At 64.4% G+C, this 16,660-nt stretch carries 13 protein-coding genes and 1 pseudogene; 3 read left to right on the top strand and 11 right to left on the bottom strand.

The annotated features are described in order from the left end of the window. Positions 1-79 precede the first annotated feature (79 nt). On the top strand, positions 80-1,333 hold the full coding sequence (locus HV773_RS25345) for a porin (protein WP_175197044.1): 1,254 nt from the start codon (positions 80-82) through the stop codon (positions 1,331-1,333). Between the two features lie 112 nt (positions 1,334-1,445). On the opposite strand, the gene HV773_RS25340 is transcribed toward HV773_RS25345, so the two are convergent. The 9 genes from HV773_RS25340 to HV773_RS25300 form a co-directional block, all read right to left on the bottom strand. Beyond that, positions 1,446-2,711 carry a serine hydrolase domain-containing protein gene (locus HV773_RS25340; protein ID WP_175197043.1) on the bottom strand — a complete coding sequence of 422 codons (1,266 nt, stop codon included), beginning with the start codon at positions 2,709-2,711 and terminating at the stop codon, positions 1,446-1,448. 72 nt (positions 2,712-2,783) lie between these two features. Next, positions 2,784-3,602: a M55 family metallopeptidase gene (locus HV773_RS25335; RefSeq protein WP_175197042.1), complete on the bottom strand. Its 819-nt coding sequence runs from the start codon at positions 3,600-3,602 to the stop codon at positions 2,784-2,786. A gap of 3 nt (positions 3,603-3,605) precedes the next feature. After that, positions 3,606-4,742, bottom strand: a complete 1,137-nt coding sequence (locus tag HV773_RS25330; protein WP_217481937.1) for a DmpA family aminopeptidase — start codon at positions 4,740-4,742, stop codon at positions 3,606-3,608. 41 nt (positions 4,743-4,783) lie between these two features. After that, positions 4,784-5,683, bottom strand: coding sequence for a glutathione ABC transporter permease GsiD (gsiD, locus tag HV773_RS25325; protein WP_175197040.1), 900 nt, complete (start codon positions 5,681-5,683; stop codon positions 4,784-4,786). 11 nt (positions 5,684-5,694) lie between these two features. Beyond that, the gene (gsiC, locus tag HV773_RS25320) at positions 5,695-6,615 is read right to left on the bottom strand and encodes a glutathione ABC transporter permease GsiC (protein WP_175197039.1); all 921 of its coding nucleotides are present in this window, start codon (positions 6,613-6,615) and stop codon (positions 5,695-5,697) included. Positions 6,616-6,685: 70 nt separating this feature from the next. Continuing rightward, complete coding sequence (gene gsiB, locus HV773_RS25315) at positions 6,686-8,233, bottom strand: glutathione ABC transporter substrate-binding protein GsiB (RefSeq protein WP_175197038.1); 1,548 nt, start codon at positions 8,231-8,233, stop codon at positions 6,686-6,688. Between the two features lie 30 nt (positions 8,234-8,263). Continuing rightward, the gene (locus HV773_RS25310; protein WP_175197037.1) at positions 8,264-10,153 is read right to left on the bottom strand and encodes a dipeptide ABC transporter ATP-binding protein; all 1,890 of its coding nucleotides are present in this window, start codon (positions 10,151-10,153) and stop codon (positions 8,264-8,266) included. 49 nt (positions 10,154-10,202) lie between these two features. After that, positions 10,203-11,216 (bottom strand): isoaspartyl peptidase/L-asparaginase family protein, encoded by a 1,014-nt coding sequence (locus HV773_RS25305; RefSeq protein WP_175197036.1) that lies wholly within the window; start codon positions 11,214-11,216, stop codon positions 10,203-10,205. After that, on the bottom strand, positions 11,213-12,088 hold the full coding sequence (locus tag HV773_RS25300; protein ID WP_175197101.1) for a MurR/RpiR family transcriptional regulator: 876 nt from the start codon (positions 12,086-12,088) through the stop codon (positions 11,213-11,215). The genes HV773_RS25305 and HV773_RS25300 overlap by 4 nt, the downstream gene beginning before the upstream one ends. Before the next feature lie 115 nt (positions 12,089-12,203). On the opposite strand from HV773_RS25300, the gene HV773_RS25295 reads away from it, so the two are divergent. Further along, on the top strand, positions 12,204-13,007 hold the full coding sequence (locus HV773_RS25295) for an aspartate/glutamate racemase family protein (protein WP_175197035.1): 804 nt from the start codon (positions 12,204-12,206) through the stop codon (positions 13,005-13,007). 121 nt (positions 13,008-13,128) lie between these two features. Beyond that, positions 13,129-13,911, top strand: coding sequence for an ABC transporter substrate-binding protein (locus tag HV773_RS25290; RefSeq protein WP_175197034.1), 783 nt, complete (start codon positions 13,129-13,131; stop codon positions 13,909-13,911). Positions 13,912-14,026: 115 nt separating this feature from the next. On the opposite strand, the gene HV773_RS25285 is transcribed toward HV773_RS25290, so the two are convergent. Together HV773_RS25285 and HV773_RS25280 are read right to left on the bottom strand one after the other, a co-directional pair. Further along, positions 14,027-15,328 carry a tyrosine-type recombinase/integrase gene (locus HV773_RS25285; protein ID WP_175197033.1) on the bottom strand — a complete coding sequence of 434 codons (1,302 nt, stop codon included), beginning with the start codon at positions 15,326-15,328 and terminating at the stop codon, positions 14,027-14,029. 197 nt (positions 15,329-15,525) lie between these two features. Continuing rightward, positions 15,526-16,566 (bottom strand): annotated as a pseudogene (locus tag HV773_RS25280) (helix-turn-helix transcriptional regulator); the annotation flags it as partial. Positions 16,567-16,660 lie beyond the last annotated feature (94 nt).

The raw sequence follows: 16,660 nt of genomic DNA, 5'->3' as shown, positions 1-16,660 counted from the left end.
AGGCTGGAACGGCGCGTCACCGGAATGGATCCGGCTCAAACAGTCGCACAGAACCAACAACGACACAGTGGAGATATCCGTGGGAAAAAGCATTAAACGTCACCGCCCTGGAAAAGCCATCAAGCTAACCGGACTCTGCGCTGCCGTGCTGGCCGCGTTGCCCGCGTTGTCCATTTCCGCCCACGCACAAAGCAGCGTCACGTTGTATGGCCGCGTGGACGCCGGCATCACGATGGTCAACAACACCGGCAACGGTCACGTGTGGGAAGGCGATACCTGCGGGCCGCCGGGCTGCAATATGTGGGGTTTGAAAGGGCGCGAGGATCTGGGTGGCGGCAGCGCGGCGATCTTTACCCTGGAGAACGGTTTCAACATCCAGAACGGCCATCTGGGGCAGGGCGGCGTGATGTTCGGCCGGCAAGCGTTTGCCGGTCTGACGAACCCGCAATGGGGCACGCTGACGCTCGGGCGTCAATACGATACGCCGTCCGAGACGGTCGGCTATTTCCCGTCCAGCAATAACTTCGCGACGGGCTACGGCTCCCACTTCGGCGATCTCGACAACCTGAACCAGTCGATCCGCATCAACAACTCGGTCAAGTACGTGAGCCCGACGTGGAGCGGCTTGCAGGTGTCGGGCCTGTACAGCTTCGGCGGCGTTCCGGGCAGCATGTCGACCAACCAGGTGTGGTCGCTCGCGGCGATGTACACGCATGGGCCGTTCGCGTTGGCGGCAGGCTACCTGGACATCCGCAACCCGGCGACCTCGCCCGACGGAACCGGCGGCGTGTACACGTCGAACGGCAATTACGTCGGCTCGCTCGGACGCTACGTTGCGCTACAGGACGCGAAATCGATGAAGTCGTTTACGGCCGGCGGCTCGTACGCGCTCGGTCATGCAACGCTCGCACTGAACTTCGCACACACGGCGCTCGACCAGAGCCAGTACTTTGTGGCCAACGGCTTCGCGAATGCGGGCACCGGCAGCGACTTCACGATGAACAGCTACGAGGCGAGCGTCACGTATCAGTTCACGCCGGCATTGCTCGGCGGCGCCGCCTATATCTATAACGCGGGCAAAGCAGATTATCAGGACCTCAAACCGAATTTCCAGCAGATCAATCTCGGGCTGACCTATTCGCTGTCGAAGCGCACGAGTCTGTACGGCGTGGCGGTTTTTCAGAAGGCGGGTGGAGACGGTATCGCGCCGGTGCTGAACGCGAGCGGCCAGGTGGTGGGGCGTACGGCGATTGCGGAGATTCCCGGCGCCGGGGTCGATTCAAGTTCGTCGCGGCAACTGCTGATTACGGTGGGGATGTATCACTCATTCTGAGCAAGCGCGGCCGGGGACCGCACATGCTCTCTTCGGCCAGTCTGCCTCGTACGACCGCTCGACGAGCACAGAGTCAAACCTGGCGTTGCGCCACGTTGCACGGTCCGATGATTTATCGCGCACCCCTCGCGCCGCACTCGGTAATCGCGCTATAGACCAGCGTGCGCAATTGCCGCCGCACCGGGTACGCAGACGACGGCAAGAGTTGCGTAAGGAACAGCACGATCAGGTCTTCGCGCGGGTCGACCCAGAAGAACGTGCTGGCCGCGCCGCCCCAGAAGAAGTCGCCCGCGCTGCCTGGCGTCAGCGTGGACGCCGGCTTGAGGGTCGTAGCGAAACCCAGGCCAAAGCCCACGCCTTCGTAGTTGGCTTCGCTGAACATCGAGCGCGACAGGCGCGGCAGATCGACATCGCCTGGCAGGTGGTTGGCGGTCATCAATTCCACGGTCTTCGGTCCGAGCAGCCGCACGCCGTCGAGCTCGCCACCCCGCAGCAGCATGCGCGAAAAACGCATGTAGTCCGCCGCCGTCGAAACGAGGCCGCCACCGCCCGACACAAAGGCCGGCGGCTCGCGATACGAACTGGTGCGTGGATCGTCCTGCAGCGTCGGAGCTTGCGCCGATACGACCTTCGAGCCGAGCGTGCCAATGGCGTAGCAGGCGCAGAAGCGGGACAGCTTCTCCGGCGGAACGTAAAAGGCCGTGTCGACCATGCCGAGCGGATCGAATATGCGCGTTTTCAAAAAATCCTCGAACGCGATACCACTGACTTTGCCGACGATATAGCCGAGCACGTCCGTAGAAACAGAATAGTTCCACGCTTCGCCCGGCGAAAACTCGAGCGGCAACGTGGCCAGTTTCTCGATCATGTCTTCCAGCGTGCCTGCCGTCGCAATATCGCCCAGCTTCAACTTGCGATAGGCGGCGTCGACGTTGGTGTTTTGCTGGAACCCATAGGTCAAGCCGGAGGTATGGCGCAGCAGATCGACCACGCGCATCGGGCGCGCGGGGGCACGGGTCTGGAAACTCTCCATGAAACCGCCCGCGTGAACGCCTAGCTTTTCCCAAGCGGGGATGTACTTGCTAACGGGATCGTCGAGCGCGATCTTGCACTCCTCGACCAGCATCATGACTGCCACCGACGTGATGGGCTTGGTCATCGAGTAGATGCGAAAGATCGAATCTTCGGCCATCGGCGTCTGCCGCTCGCGGTCTGCGAGGCCCAGCACCGAGTTCACGGCAAGCTCGCCACGCCGCCACACCTGCGTAACGGTGCCGGCCAGCTTGCCGGCGGCAACGTAGTTGTCGTCGAGGAAACGCTCGATTCGCGCGAGACGTTCACACGACAGCCCTTGAATTTCCTTGCCCTCCCAACCCATATCCCCTCCATTGCCGAGTGTATGTGCAATGGTTGCGCCTTTTGAGGCGTTGCGCAATGGGTGAGGGCGGTCTTATCGCAACATGAACGACATGGCCGAGAGGGAGTTGAGCATCCGCACCGCGGACTGCATGCTCTCGGCGCTAAAGCGCAGTGCGCTGGCCTCGGTGCGCTGCAACTGCGGCCATTGACAGAACAGGTCAGCCAACGCCGGCGTTTGCGTCGTCAGCTCGCACTCGATCGGGCCCGCGACTTTGAACGGCCGCAGGTTCGCGATGTTCGCGACGGCTGCCTTCGCGGCCTCGTGGATCAGGGTGCAGGCGCGTTCCGGCGCGAGACTCAGGCACACGCCGTTGCCCAGCGCGCGCTTGGTCTGCACGCCGATTGCGCCGGGAAACGCCGGGGCCGTCTCCGCGAGGAATACGTCGTCGCCGCTGAGCAGCGCCACCGGCACGCCGAATTCGCCGGCCAGTGCGCCATACAGATGCGCCTCGCTGAATGCCTGGCCGTTCACCGATACATTTCGGAATGCAAAGCTATTGATCGTGTGTGCGAGCACGCCCTGCGTTTGCGCGCGCGAATGATAGCCAACCATGTAGACGGCGTCGCAACCGAGATCCACGCCGGTCATCATGCTGAGATAACGCGGCTTGCCGGTGATGGTTTGCGCGCGGGCATCGAGCCGGTCCAGCAGCAGGTTGCGAAAGCTGCCGTGCGAGTCGTTGACGAGCACCTGCGTCGCGCCGCCCTCGAACGCGCCGCGGATGGCGGCGTTGGCTTCTTCGGTCATCCACGCGCGCGCGCGTTCGTATTCGGGGTTGCCGCTGTGCGTTTGCTCGGCGTGCGTGACGCCCGCCACGCCTTCGATATCGGTGGAAATCAGAATCTTCAAAGCTCAGTTCTCGCTGGAGTTCGTGTCGAAGAGGCGGCGCCAGTCGGGCACGGCCTCCGTTATTGAGCGGCGGTGGTGGCCGTCGCGGCCCGTCACCGAAGCGGCGCGCCACATGGCATGCACGATGGCCTGCTCCACGGCCTCGGCGCACGCCTCGAACAGCGCGTCCAGGTGCGTTTCGTGGAGCATGCTCATCGCCGGCATCGGCGTGTCGGGAAAATGCGGAATCTGGTAGGCCGTACTGAAGGCAAGCGCGATGTCCCCGCTGCCGTGGCCGTAGACCGAGCCCATGCGGGCCAGCCCGGCGGCGCTGCGCTTCGCCACGCGAGCAAGCTGGCGCACATCGAGCGGCGCATCGGTGGCGAGGATCATGATGATCGAGCCTTTCTCCGGCCCGCGGTGATCGCCCTCGGTTTCGCCCTTGGTTTCGCTTTCGAGGGCGGCGAGTTTGCGGCCCAGCGGCTGACCGGCAATGGTGAGGTTTTCCAGGCGGCCGAAGTTGGCGAGCACGAGTGCGCCAAGAACGAAGGCGCGCCCGTCTGCGAGCGTGGCGACGCGCGACGCCGAGCCTATGCCGCCTTTGTGGCCGAAGCAGCTCATGCCGCGCCCCGCGCCCACCGAGCCTTGCGCGAACTCCGGCGCGGCGGCGTCGCAGGCCTGTGCGTAGTGCTCCGCGCCGACCGCCATCGCCTGAATGTCGTTGAGGTAGCCGTCGTTGCACTCGAACACGAGCGGGTTCAACGTCGGCCAACTGCGACCGATCTCGCCATGGCGGCTCACGGCGGCGCGGATTTGTGCGGTGGCCAGCGTGCCGACGGAGAACGTGTTGGTCAGCGCAATGGGCGTTTCGAGCACGCCAAGCTCGTCCAGCTGCACGAGCCCGACACTCTTGCCAAAGCCGTTGATGATCGCGGCGGCGGCCGGCGTCTTGTGGAGGAAGGCGTCGTGCTCGTGTGGCACGACCACCGTCACGCCGGTCTGATGCGCGCCGTCCTGGAGTGTCGCGTGGCCCACGCGCACGCCCGCCACGTCGCCGATCGAATCGCGCGGCCCCGAAGGAAGCACGCCCACTCGCGGCGCGTCGCCGGAGCCAGGGGAGGAAAAGCCAGCCGCGTGGGCCGGCGGTTGTTGTACGGACATGGGTTGGTTATGCGGATGACTCGCGCCGGAGTCGTGGGGAATCATCGATCGAGTTTCGGGTCGAGCGCGTCGCGCAGGCCGTCGCCGAGCAGGTTGAACGCGAGCACGGTCAGGAAAATCGCGAGCGCCGGAAAAATCGCCACGTGTGGCGCGAGCATCATATCCGCGCGCGCGTCGTTGAGCATCGCGCCCCACTCCGGCGTGGGCGGCTGCGCGCCCATGCCGAGAAACGAGAGGCTCGCCGCCGTGATGATCGACGTGCCGATGCGCATGGTCCCGTACACCACGATCGGCGAGATCGTGCCCGGAAGAATGTGGCGGAACAGGATGACCCAGTCGGACGCGCCCACACTGCGCATGGCCTCGATATAGGTCATGTGCTTGATCGAGAGGGTGCTCGCGCGCACGAGCCGCGCGAAGGCGGGCACGCTGAACACCGCCACGGCGATGATCACGTTGGCCATGCTGGAGCCCAGCACGGCCACCACCCCGATCGCGAGCAGGATGCCGGGGAAGGCGAGCAGCACGTCGCAGATGCGCATGGCGATGCGGTCCCACCAGCCCTCGTAGTAGCCGGCCAGCAGACCCATGACGGTGCCGGCCACCGCGCCCAGCGCGACCGACACGAAGCCCGCCGCGAGCGAGATGCGCGAGCCCATGATGATGCGGCTCAGCTCGTCGCGCCCGAGCGCATCCACGCCCATCCAGTGGACCCACGAAGGCGCCGCGTTCAGCGCATCGTAGTCGAAGTAGTTCTCCGGATCGAACGGCACGATCCAGGGCGCGAGGATCGCGATGGCGAGCAGCAACAACACGAAGGCGCCTGCAAGGAGGGCGAGCTTCTGCTTGCGGAACTTGCGCCAGAATTCGCGTGCCGGGGTGCGCACGCGGCCGGCCGGCGCGGCGTTCGCGGCAAGCGCCGGGGTTTGGACTTGACTCATGTTCGCATCCTTCACTTGTAATGGATGGCCGGATTGATCAGTCCGTACAGCACATCCACCACGATATTGATCACGATGAATTCGACCGAGAAGAGCAGGATCAGCCCTTGAATCACGGGGTAATCGCGCATGTTCACGGAGTCGACCAGCAGGCTGCCCATGCCCGGCCAGGCAAACACCGATTCGACGACAATCGAGCCGCCGAGCAGAAAGCCGAACTGCAGCCCCATCATCGTGACAACGGGAATCAGCGCGTTGCGGAAGGTGTGCTTGACGACGACGATGCGCTCCGAAAGCCCCTTGGCCCGCGCGGTGCGCACGTAGTCTTCTTTCATCACCTCGACGAACGCGGCCCGCGTGAAGCGCGCCATCACGGCCGCCACGCCGGCGCCGAGCGTGATCGAGGGCAGGATGTAGTTGCGCCAGGAACCCGCGCCGATCGAAGGCAGCCAGCCGAGCTGCACCGAGAAGATCTGCATCAGCACCATGCCGAGCGCGAACGCCGGAAACGAAATGCCGGACACCGCGAGCGTCATGCCGATCGCGTCGGGCGGGCGATTGCGCCAGACCGCCGAGATCACGCCGATCACGAGTCCAACCAGCACGGACCACACCATGCTGGTCAGCGTGAGCACGAAGGTCGGCATGAAGCGCTCGGCGATTTCGCGCGACACGGGGCGCCGGGTGCGCAGCGATTCGCCGAGGTCGCCATGCAGCATGTTGTCGAAATAGCGCACGAACTGCTCGGGCAGCGGCAGGTCCAGGCCGAGCTGATGGCGCACGAGGGTCACGGTCGCTTCGTCCGCTTCCGCCCCTGCTGCGAGACGCGCGGGGTCGCCGGGCAGCACGTGGACGAACAGGAAAACGGCGATCGTGACGAGCACCAGCGTGGGGATGGCGCCCAGGGTCCGTTTGACGATATAGGCAAGCATGGGAAGACCGTATGGGCGAAGCGCAGGCGGTTTGAGCCGGCGGCGCTTCGCGACAGGGGAGGCGAGCGGCTTATTGCTTCAGATCGACGTCGCCGAAATTGAACGAGCCGTCGGGCATCACGTAGAAGCCGCTCAGGTTCTTGTTCTCCACGGACAGGTTGCGCTGGGTGGTCAGGAACACCCACGGCGCGTCCTTCCAGATGCGCTGCTGCGCATCCGCGTAGAGTTGCTGGCGCTTGCCGGTATCGGTCGTCAGCAACGCATCGGCCACGTCTTTATCCACGGCGGGGTTGGAGTAGTAGGCCGTGTTGTAGAAAACGGGCGGCCAGGCATTGGTCGTGAGGAGCGGACGCAGCGCCCAGTCGGCCTCGCCCGTCGACGCCGACCAGGCGCCGTAGTACATGCGCACGGGCGCGGTTTTCGCGTCCTGCACCTGTTGCACGCGCTGCACGCGCTGACCCGACTCCAGCATTTCAATCGATGTCTTGATGCCGACCTGCGCGAGCTGTTGCTGCAGGAACTGCACGACCTTGGCGGAGGTGCCGTCGTTATAGCCCGACCACAGCGTGGTGGTGAAGCCGTCCGGGTAGCCGGCTTCCTTCAGCAAGGCGCGCGCCTTGGCGGGATCGTAGGACCACGGCGCCATCTTGTCGGCGAACGCAACACCCTGCGGCACCACGCCCTGCGAGGGGAATGCGTAACCGGAGAAGGCCACCTTCGAGAGCGCGTCCTTGTTGATCGCATAGTTGATGGCCTGGCGCACGCGCACGTCGTTGAACGGCTTTTGCTGCACGTTCAGCGACACGTAGTTCGCAAAGATCGACGGATTGACGATCAGATTGAGCTTCGCGTTCGCCTTCAGGATCGGGGCCTGCTCATACGGAACGGGAAAGGCGAACTGCGCCTCGCCCGTTTGCACGACCACGGCGCGCGTATTGTTGTCGGTCACCGTGCGGAAGGTGAGCGTATCGACCTTCGGGTAGCCCTTGCGCCAGTAGCCGGCGAACTTCTTGACCTTCAGGTATTCAGCAGGCTTCCACTCGACGAACTCGAACGGTCCCGTGCCCACCGGGTGGAAGGCAATGTCCTTGCCCCACTTTTTGAGCGCGGCCGGCGAGATCATCATCGCCGAAGGATGCGCGAGCGCGTTGATGAGCGCCGAGAACGGCTCGGTCAGCGTGATCTTGACCGTGTACGGGTCCACCACGTCCACGGACTTGATGCGGTTGAACTGGTTATAGCGCGCGAGGCCGTTGGACTTGTTGAGCACCCGGTCGAGGTTGACCTTCACCGCCTCGGCGTTGAAATCGGTGCCGTCCTGGAACTTCACGTCATGGCGCAGCTTGAACGTGTACACGAGCCCATCGGGGCTGGTGGTATAGCTTTCGGCGAGCAGCGGCTGGGCCTTGAGATCCTTGTCGAATGCGAACAGCCCTTCGTAGTAGGCCTTGCCCACCGCCTGGGCGAGCGTCGAGTTGGTGTTGTAGGGGTCCAGCGAATCGATGGTGATCGGCACGGCGACCGTCACGTCCTTCGCAGCCATCGCCAGCGGCGCCGTGAAAACACCGAAGGCCAGCGCAGCGGCCCCGACCCATTGTTTCGCGCGAAAGGTTCGCATCGTTTTTGCTCCTCGTAACCGGATGGTGTATCAAAACTGCGCGGCAATCGCGTGCTGCGCGACATAGTGGTTCTCGCCGACCTGCAAGAGCGGCGCGACGACGGGCTCGTCGCCCACCTTGCGGATGGGGCTCGGAATCTCGCCCGACGACAGCTTGCGATCGAGATGGCGGCGGCGCGGGTCCGCAACCGGCACGGCGCTCATCAGCCGTTTCGTGTAGGCATGCTGAGGATTTTCGAAGATGTCGCGGCGCGAGCCGATTTCGACGATCTGCCCCAGATACATGACGGCCACGCGGTGGCTGATGCGCTCGACCACGGCCATATCGTGCGAGATGAAGAGCAGGGCCATGCCCATTTCGCGTTGCAGGTCGATCAGCAGGTTCACGATCTGCGCCTGGATCGACACGTCAAGTGCCGAAACCGATTCGTCGGCGATCACGACTTTCGGATGGGTGGCGAGCGCGCGCGCGATGCAGATGCGCTGGCGCTGGCCGCCCGAGAACTCGTGCGGATAGCGTTGCGCCGAGTCCGCGGGCAGGCCCACGCGTTCGAGCAGGTAGCGCATGCGCTTTTCGGCCTCGTCGCCTGGATACACGCCGTGGATGCGCATCGGCTCCATGATCGAGTAGCCGACGCTCAGGCGCGGGTCCAGCGAGGCCAGCGGGTCCTGGAAAACGAACTGGATGTTGCGGCGCAGGTTGCGCAGTTGCGTGCCGCGCAGGCCGCTGATTTCCTGCCCCTCGAAGACGATGCGGCCGGCCTGGCTTTGCACGAGCTGGAGCAGCGAGCGGCCCGTGGTGGACTTGCCGCAACCCGACTCGCCAACCAGCGAGAGCGTTTCGCCGCGATACAGATCGAAGCTGACTTTTTCAACGGCGTGCACGCGGCGCGTCACGCGGCTGAGCAGGCCGGTGCGGATATCGAAGCGCGTAGTCAGGTCGCGCACGCTCAGAATCGGTTCGGCGGCTTGGGCGTCGCTGGCCGCAGGGGCCGCGGGGGAGGGCTGCGCCGTCTCGCTCGCGGGATTGCCGCTGTCGAGCAGGGTGAAGCGCGCGGGCTGGTCCGTGCCGCGCATTGAGCCAAGACGCGGCACGGCGGCCAGCAGGGCGCGCGTGTAGGGGTGCGCGGGCTGGTCGAACACTTGCTGCGCCTCGCCCGCTTCCACGGGTTCGCCGCGCAGCATCACCAGCACGCGGTCGGCCATCTCGGCCACGACGCCCATGTCGTGCGTGATGAACATCACGCCCATGTTCATCTCGCGCTGCAATTCGCGAATCAGCTGGAGAATCTGCGCCTGCACCGTCACGTCGAGCGCCGTGGTGGGCTCGTCCGCAATCAGCAGCGCGGGCTTGCAGGCCAGCGCCATGGCGATCATCACGCGCTGGCGCATGCCGCCCGACAACTGATGCGGAAAGCGCCCGAGCACGTTGCCCGCGTCGGGAATACGCACCTGGTCGAGCATGCGCAGGGCTTCGGCGCGCGCCTCGCGGCTGGAGCGGCCCTGGTGCAGGCGGATCGACTCGGCAATCTGCTCGCCGACCGGAAACACCGGGTTCAGCGACGTCATCGGCTCCTGGAAGATCATCGCGAGATCGGCCCCGCGCAGCGAGCGCATCTGCTGCGCCGGGCATTGTGCGAGATCGACAATCTCGCCGTTGCGCCGGCGCAGCGCCATCTGGCCGCCGGTGATGCTGCCGCCGCCATATTCCACGAGCCGCATGAGCGCCAGCGACGTGACCGACTTTCCCGAGCCCGACTCGCCGACGACGGCAAGCGTCTCGCCGCGATCGACATGGAAAGAAAGTTGCTTGACCGCGTGGACCGTGCGTTCGGATCCCCGAAATTCGACGTTCAGTTCGTTCACCTGAACGACGCGGTTTTGCGGCATGTCCGCGAATGGGGCGACTGTGTGTCTCATCGTAGGCTTCTGCCGGAAAGCTGGGGATCGAGGAAAGTCGGCGTTCGATTTATGCGTAAATCGCGACGACGGGGGCGTGCCCGGCGCGGATGAAACCGCGATACATGCCCTCGGTGTTGAAGGGCATGGCGACATTGCCCTGTGCATCGACCGCGACGAGGCCGCCGCGTCCATCGATTTGCAGGAGTTTTTCGTGTACCACCGTATGTGCGGCTTCTTCGAGCGAGGCGCCCGCGTACTCCATGCGCGCCGAGATGTCGTGCGCCACGACCATGCGGATGAACATTTCGCCGGTGCCGGTGGTGGAAACCGCGCAGGTGCGGTTATTCGCATAACAGCCCGCGCCGATGATGGGCGAGTCGCCCACGCGGCCGGGCTGCTTGTTGGTCATGCCGCCGGTCGAGGTGGCGGCGGCCAGATTGCCGTGCGCGTCGAGCGCCACGGCGCCCACCGTGCCGAGCTTGCGGTCTTCGTCGAGCGGCGCGTCCTTCTGGCCGTCGGCGGGGAACGAGAGCGGCACGCCGCCGCTTGCGCCGGCGTCGTGATCGAGCGCGGTTTGGCCGGACTCCGCGCGTTGCACGCGTTCGAGCTGTTCGCGGCGCAGCGGCGTCGAGAAGAATTCCGGCGCCACGCGCTCGAGCCCTTGAGCCTGGGCGAACGCCTCGGCGCCATCGGCGACGAACATCACGTGCTGGCTGTGCTCCATGACCGCGCGCGCGGCGAGCACCGGATTACGCACGGTCTTCAGGCCCGCGACGGCGCCGCTTTTCAGGTCGCGGCCGTCCATGATCGCGGCGTCGAGTTCATGCGTGCCGGCGCTCGTCAACACCGCGCCGTGGCCAGCGTTAAAGAGCGGGCATTCCTCGAGCAGCCGCACCGCTTCGGTCACCGCATCGAGCGCGCTGCCGCCTTGCTCCAGAATGCGTCCGGCATTCGTGAGGATCTCGGCCAGCGCCGTTTCGTAAGCCTTGCGCGCCTCGTCCGAGGCTTCGGCGCGCGCCATTGCTCCGGCGCCGCCATGAATCGCGAGTACCGCTTGTGCCGCTTGTGCCGCATGAGTCATGCTTTGTCGTCCCTATGAGTGAGCCATGGCATGACCGATTCGGTCAGTTGAGCCACGTCCTTGAGTGAATCGGCGCAGCGGTGCGCGACAGCCGCCGACAAGGCCTCGATCAGGCCGAGCACGGCCGTTTCCGAGTTCGACAGGTATTGGCGCTCGCTGCGCGCGTACAGGCAGATGTCCGCGTGCGTGGCGAGCGGCGAGGTGGGCTTGTCGGTCAGCGCAAGCACGCCGATGCCGTTGGCGCGCACGGTTTTCACCAGCGTGACCGTGTCGGCCAGATAGCGCGGAAAGCAGATGGCGATGACGAGATCGCCCTTGCGCAGCCGCGACGCCTGGCGCGCCGCTTCCGATACGCCGCCGAGCGTGGCCAGGCTCTGGACCAGATTGCAGTGCACCGCGAGGTTGCGCTGCAGGAGGCCCGCGAGATAGCCGCTCGAACCAAAGCCAATGATGAAGATTCGTTGCGCGTCAATCACCGCCTGCACGGCTCTTTCGCACTGCTCAGCACTGAGCGACATGCGGGTGAGCTCGAAATTGCGCTGGTCCTCGTACAGCGAAGCCGCAAAAATGTCCGCGGCCGACGCGGTTCGGGAACGCTCCAGGCGCAGACGCTCGACGGGCGCGAGCGCGTCCTCGAAGCCTTGCGCGAGCAACGCCCGGAACTGCGGATAGCCCGGCAGGCCCAGCCGGCGCACGAAGCGGTTCGCCGTCGCGTTGGACACCTCGCACGCGCTCGCGAACTCGTCGATCGTCATGACGGCGACCTTGAACGGCTTGGCGAGCACATAGTCGGCGAGGCGCCGGTGAGCGTCGCTCAAGACCGGCAGCATCTCGGAAATGCGCTCGACTACGGAAAGGTCGGACTGGCTCATCGGCGGCAATGATTCGGTTTGGGGCTTGCGCATGTAAGTAGATTTTCGCCAGAATATATATATAGAAAATTGATTTTCACTAGGGCTAACCCTGGAGCAGAGCCGGAGACAACCGATGAATACCGCTCCCTTTTCACCCGGAGGCCATTGTCCCGCAACCGCGGCGGGCCAAGACCCGCCACGGCCGCAAGGCCATCCGGTCGGCATTCTCGGCGGCATGGGGCCTGCTGCCGGCGTCGATTTCGTCAGGCTTTTCCTCGAGGCTTGCGAAAGGCATCTGCGCGCGGCCGGTGCGCCAATCGTCGACCAGGCATTTCCGGAGCACTGGCTCGTGCAGGTCCCGGTGGTGGACCGCAGCCGCGCCTTGCTGGAGCGCGACGCGCCGCAGCCCCTCGAAGGCATGGAGCGCGCAATCGCGCAACTCGCCGCCGTGGGTGCGCAAACGATCGCGATTGCCTGCAATACCGCGCACGCCTGGCACGCCGCGTTGCAGCGCGGGCGGGGTGGCGTGGAGCTGCTGCATATCGCGAAGGAAACGGCCGCCCATCTGCGGGCCGGCGGCGTGGACGCGGCGGTCTTGCTGGCTACCCAGGGTACTTACCGGATGGGGCTGTATCAGGATGCCTTCGATGAAAGCGGTATCCAGTGCGTGCTGCCGCGGCCCGAGGAACGACAGGCGCTGATGGAAGGGATCTACGAAGGCGTGAAGGCCGGCAGGCCCGATATCGCCCGTGAGCGCTTTGGCGCGGTGGCGAGCGCGCTGCATCGGCGGCATGGCGCGCTGCCCCTCGTCATGGCCTGCACGGAAATCCCGCTCGCGCTGCCGTTCGTGGAGGAGGCGCGAGCGTGGACACTGGTCGATCCGGCTGACGTGCTGGCACGCGCGCTGGCGCAGCGCGCCTATGGACTCGATGGATAAGCGCCGTTGGTATAATCCATGCTTGATAAGGATATCGAAGTAACTTATATAGTCTTGCGCGCATCGCCGTACGATGCGCACACAACAAAATTAAATTTCCCTATTTCCACGAGGAGTTGAAGTGAAAAGAATTTCTGCAGCCCTGATTGTTGCCCTGTTCGCTGCGTCGGCAACGGGTGTACAGGCGAAAACCTGGTCTACGATCCGCTTCGGCGTTGACGCGAGCTATCCGCCCTACGAATCAAAAGCGCCCGATGGCCAACTCGTTGGCTTCGACATCGATCTCGGCAACGAAATTTGTCAGCATTTGCACGCAAAGTGCGTGTGGGTCGAGCAAGATTTCGACAGCATGATCCCTGCGCTGAAGGCGCGAAAATTCGACGCCATTCTGTCAACGATGTCGAAAACCGCCGCACGTGAGCAACAAATCGCTTTCTCGACAAAAGTCGCACATTCGCCTGACCGCATGGTCGCGAGAAAGGGCGCAACGATTCTGCCCACGCCGGAAGGCGTGAAGGGCAAGCGGATTGGCGTGGAGCAAGGCTCGATTCAAGAGACCTACGCGCGTGCGCACTGGGAGCCGGCTGGCGCTACGATCGTCCCTTACCAGAACCAGGATCTGGTCTATGCAGACTTGATTTCGGGCCGGCTCGACGCGTCCGTGCAGGACCAGGTGCATGCCAATCTCGGCTTCCTGAACACGCCGCGTGGCAAGGACTTCGCGTTCGTCGGCACGGCGCTTGACGACCCGAAGATTCTTGGCAACGGCACAGCCATCGGCATGCGCAAGGACGATGCCGATCTGCAGGAGAAGATCGATCAGGCGCTTGCCGACATGCACAAGGACGGCACGTACGACAAGGTCGCCCGAAAGTATTTTGATTTCGACATCTACGGAAAATAAGTTCCGCGTTTTCGATGTCCTGCTGTCGCGCGGCGCACCCTGGGGTAGTGGGGCGCCGTGCGCGTGACGGCTGCGCCCGGTACCTGGCCGAGCCGGACTGTCCGCTCACCGGGAATCAACGCCAGTTCATCCGATGACTTCCGGTCGTCTCATCGTGGCGGCGATCATCCTCTTCATGCGCGTACTGGCTGGTGGTGTTGATCGAATCGTGCCCGAGGTTGTCGCGCACCGTGCGCAGATCCAGATCGTTGTCCAGCATGTGCGACGCGGCCGTATGCCGAAGCCAGTGCGCGGACGCCTGGCGAATGTGGTCCGCGTGATCCGCATACTCGCCGCCCCGGGCCTCAGTCCAGTCCGCCGCTTTGGCGAACACCGCCTTGATCGCGTTATGCACGGTCTTGCGGTCGACGCCTTCGCCTGAGGCATTGCCCGCGCGCTGGCGAAACGGCAGCAGCAGGGGCGTCAGTTCATTGCGGGCCGGCAGCGCCCCCAGGCCATGCGCCTGGCGATAACGCATCAGCTCGGCGAGCAGTTCCTGGGAAACCGGGATACGCCGGTACTTCAGGCCTTTGCCCACGACCTCCAGCCACCAGCGCGGCGTGCCGTCGGTGCCGAGCTCGCGCACAAAGTTGCCCATCGTGCCCGCCGCGACCTCCGAGATCCGCAGACCGAGCAGATAGAACAGGGTGGTGAGCCACCGCGCACGCGCCTTCTCGCGCTGTTGCCGCGGATCCTCCTCCGGCATGGCGGCCACATAGTCCTTGACGTGCTGCCACATGACGGCCGGCAGATAGCGCGTGACCCGCTGGGCCGGCCGGCGCCGGCGCTGCCGCAGCAGGCCGAGCGGATTGCCGCGCAGGTAGCCGGCCTCGACCAGCCAGCCGAACATACTGTCGAGTATCACGACGGCCTGCTTGATGCTGGCCGGCTCGAGCCTGCCCGCGAACGGGCGCCAGCGCGGATCGTCCGTGGCGTATCGGGCGCCACCTTCCGTGACCCACGTTGAGGCCGGCTGGGGATCGGCGAGGAATTGCCGGTAGCGCGCCAGGTCCTCGTGCGTCAGGGACGATACCGGCTTGAGCTCGGCGATCACCGTCCAGATCGGATTGCTCCGGTCGGGCGCCGCCAGGAAGGCCCGGAACAGACGCAGGTCCTCCTGCACGATCATGCCCGGTCCGCTGAGGGCCTCCGCGAGTGCCCAGAGCAGCAGACGGTCGGCTTCCTTGCGGTAGTTCGCGTGCGTGGCCGGGCTGTCGACATAGTTGGCCAGCCACAGGGAAACGGCTTCCAGGTCGGTTTCCGCGCGGATCTGCCGGCGCGCGGTGTCGCCCTGGTTCGCGCCGACGCCGCCTGTCTGGGCTGCGCGTAGCTGGAGCGCTGAGGCATACCGGGCCGGCAGGGAGATTTCCGTGCTCATCGAGCTTCCTGATGGGTGTTTTGGGTCGCGTTTTGGGATGCGCCTGGTGGTGCCTCACGCGGCGCTGCGGTCTGGATAGTGTATCGCTCACTCCCATCCAGTCAATTCCCCATTATATGCATAATGTGAATTATAAAAACGAATAAGTTGGATTATTTTCGTATTACGTTGTATTTCTGACGATCACGCGGCAAGCATCAGCCGAGCGGCACGATGCTGCCTAGCAGGATTCGTATGAGCGTCGCCTGCCGAGTGGCGCCCGTCTTCGCGAAGATCGAACGCAAATGGGAGCGTGCGGTGTTTTTGCTGATCGCCGATTCCTCGGCCGCTTCCTCGAGCGTGAGTCCGTTCATCAAAAGCAACGCGATTGCACTCTCCGCGGGCGTCAGATCGAACAGCTTGCGCAGCATTTCCTGTGCGCCTTGCGGCTTGCGATCCGGATCGCGCAGAAACAGCGTAACGGCCGGCCGCCGCTTGTTGTCTTCCGACCAGTCCGACAGCAGCACGGTGCGCACGAGCAGCCCAAGACGAGGCCGATCATGGCTGCGCGTGATCGGCATCGCCTCGACGATTGCAGCCGCAGCGGCGTGATGTCCCATCACCGCCATGCGGATCAGCCTCTGCAGTTTGCGGTTCTCCTGTCCGTCTGTCGCCTCGATCATGCCGCGTGCCATGCGCAGACCGTCGCCATCGCCCAGGATTTCGTTGCCGACCGCATTGGCGTCGATGATCACGCCGCTCTCATCCAGCGTGATCGTGCCGATCTCCATGCGGTTAACAGCGTTCGCGTAGATCGACCGTTCGACTTCGACGCTGTCGAGCCGCGAATGCAATTCGATCGCACGCTTCAGGTGCGACAGCAACAGCCCGCAAAACGCCTTGTCGTGCTCGGAGAATTGCGTCGATGCGTGGTTGCGGCACACGCGGAAACGGCATTCGACCATTGACGACGTGCGCAGGTCCGCGCCAAGGATGTACCGGACGTCGTGCGGCTTCAGGAACTGCTTGTACAACTCGCTCGACTGCCAACCGGTGCTGCCGAACACTTCGTCGACGGTCACAACCCGGTCGGACGGCAAGCCGATGAACGGATCGAGCGAGTAATAGTAATTGTTATAGGACTCGGGGCCGCCGAGCGGCATCGCGGAGCCGAATTCCGACGCATGGATCGACAGCGGCGCGCGGCGGTCGTCCGCGGCCACGCGCAGAATCAGCGTGACATACTGACGTGTGCACCAAATAGTGCGTGGTGCGTTATATGGGCATGAAGACAAAACCTGATGCCCGAAAACTGGATGGAGCCACCCAAGCCCACCTGAGAAAGCTCGTGGT

Source organism: Paraburkholderia caffeinitolerans, assembly GCF_902859945.1.
Classification (GTDB): domain Bacteria; phylum Pseudomonadota; class Gammaproteobacteria; order Burkholderiales; family Burkholderiaceae; genus Paraburkholderia; species Paraburkholderia caffeinitolerans.
The sequence above is the reverse complement of the archived record's forward strand: the minus strand, read 5'-3'. Positions and strand labels throughout refer to the sequence as shown.

What these genes read in the sequence shown, in the direction of transcription:
- HV773_RS25285 (WP_175197033.1), bottom strand. Translation starts at nt 15,328, where the DNA reads ATGAGCACGGAAATCTCCCTGCCGGCCCGGTATGCCTCAGCGCTCCAG.
- gsiD (WP_175197040.1), bottom strand. Translation starts at nt 5,683, where the DNA reads ATGAGTCAAGTCCAAACCCCGGCGCTTGCCGCGAACGCCGCGCCGGCC.
- HV773_RS25295 (WP_175197035.1), top strand. Translation starts at nt 12,204, where the DNA reads ATGAATACCGCTCCCTTTTCACCCGGAGGCCATTGTCCCGCAACCGCG.
- HV773_RS25340 (WP_175197043.1), bottom strand. Translation starts at nt 2,711, where the DNA reads ATGGGTTGGGAGGGCAAGGAAATTCAAGGGCTGTCGTGTGAACGTCTC.
- gsiB (WP_175197038.1), bottom strand. Translation starts at nt 8,233, where the DNA reads ATGCGAACCTTTCGCGCGAAACAATGGGTCGGGGCCGCTGCGCTGGCC.
- HV773_RS25310 (WP_175197037.1), bottom strand. Translation starts at nt 10,153, where the DNA reads ATGAGACACACAGTCGCCCCATTCGCGGACATGCCGCAAAACCGCGTC.
- gsiC (WP_175197039.1), bottom strand. Translation starts at nt 6,615, where the DNA reads ATGCTTGCCTATATCGTCAAACGGACCCTGGGCGCCATCCCCACGCTG.
- HV773_RS25330 (WP_217481937.1), bottom strand. Translation starts at nt 4,742, where the DNA reads ATGTCCGTACAACAACCGCCGGCCCACGCGGCTGGCTTTTCCTCCCCT.
- HV773_RS25305 (WP_175197036.1), bottom strand. Translation starts at nt 11,216, where the DNA reads ATGACTCATGCGGCACAAGCGGCACAAGCGGTACTCGCGATTCATGGC.
- HV773_RS25300 (WP_175197101.1), bottom strand. Translation starts at nt 12,088, where the DNA reads ATGAGCCAGTCCGACCTTTCCGTAGTCGAGCGCATTTCCGAGATGCTG.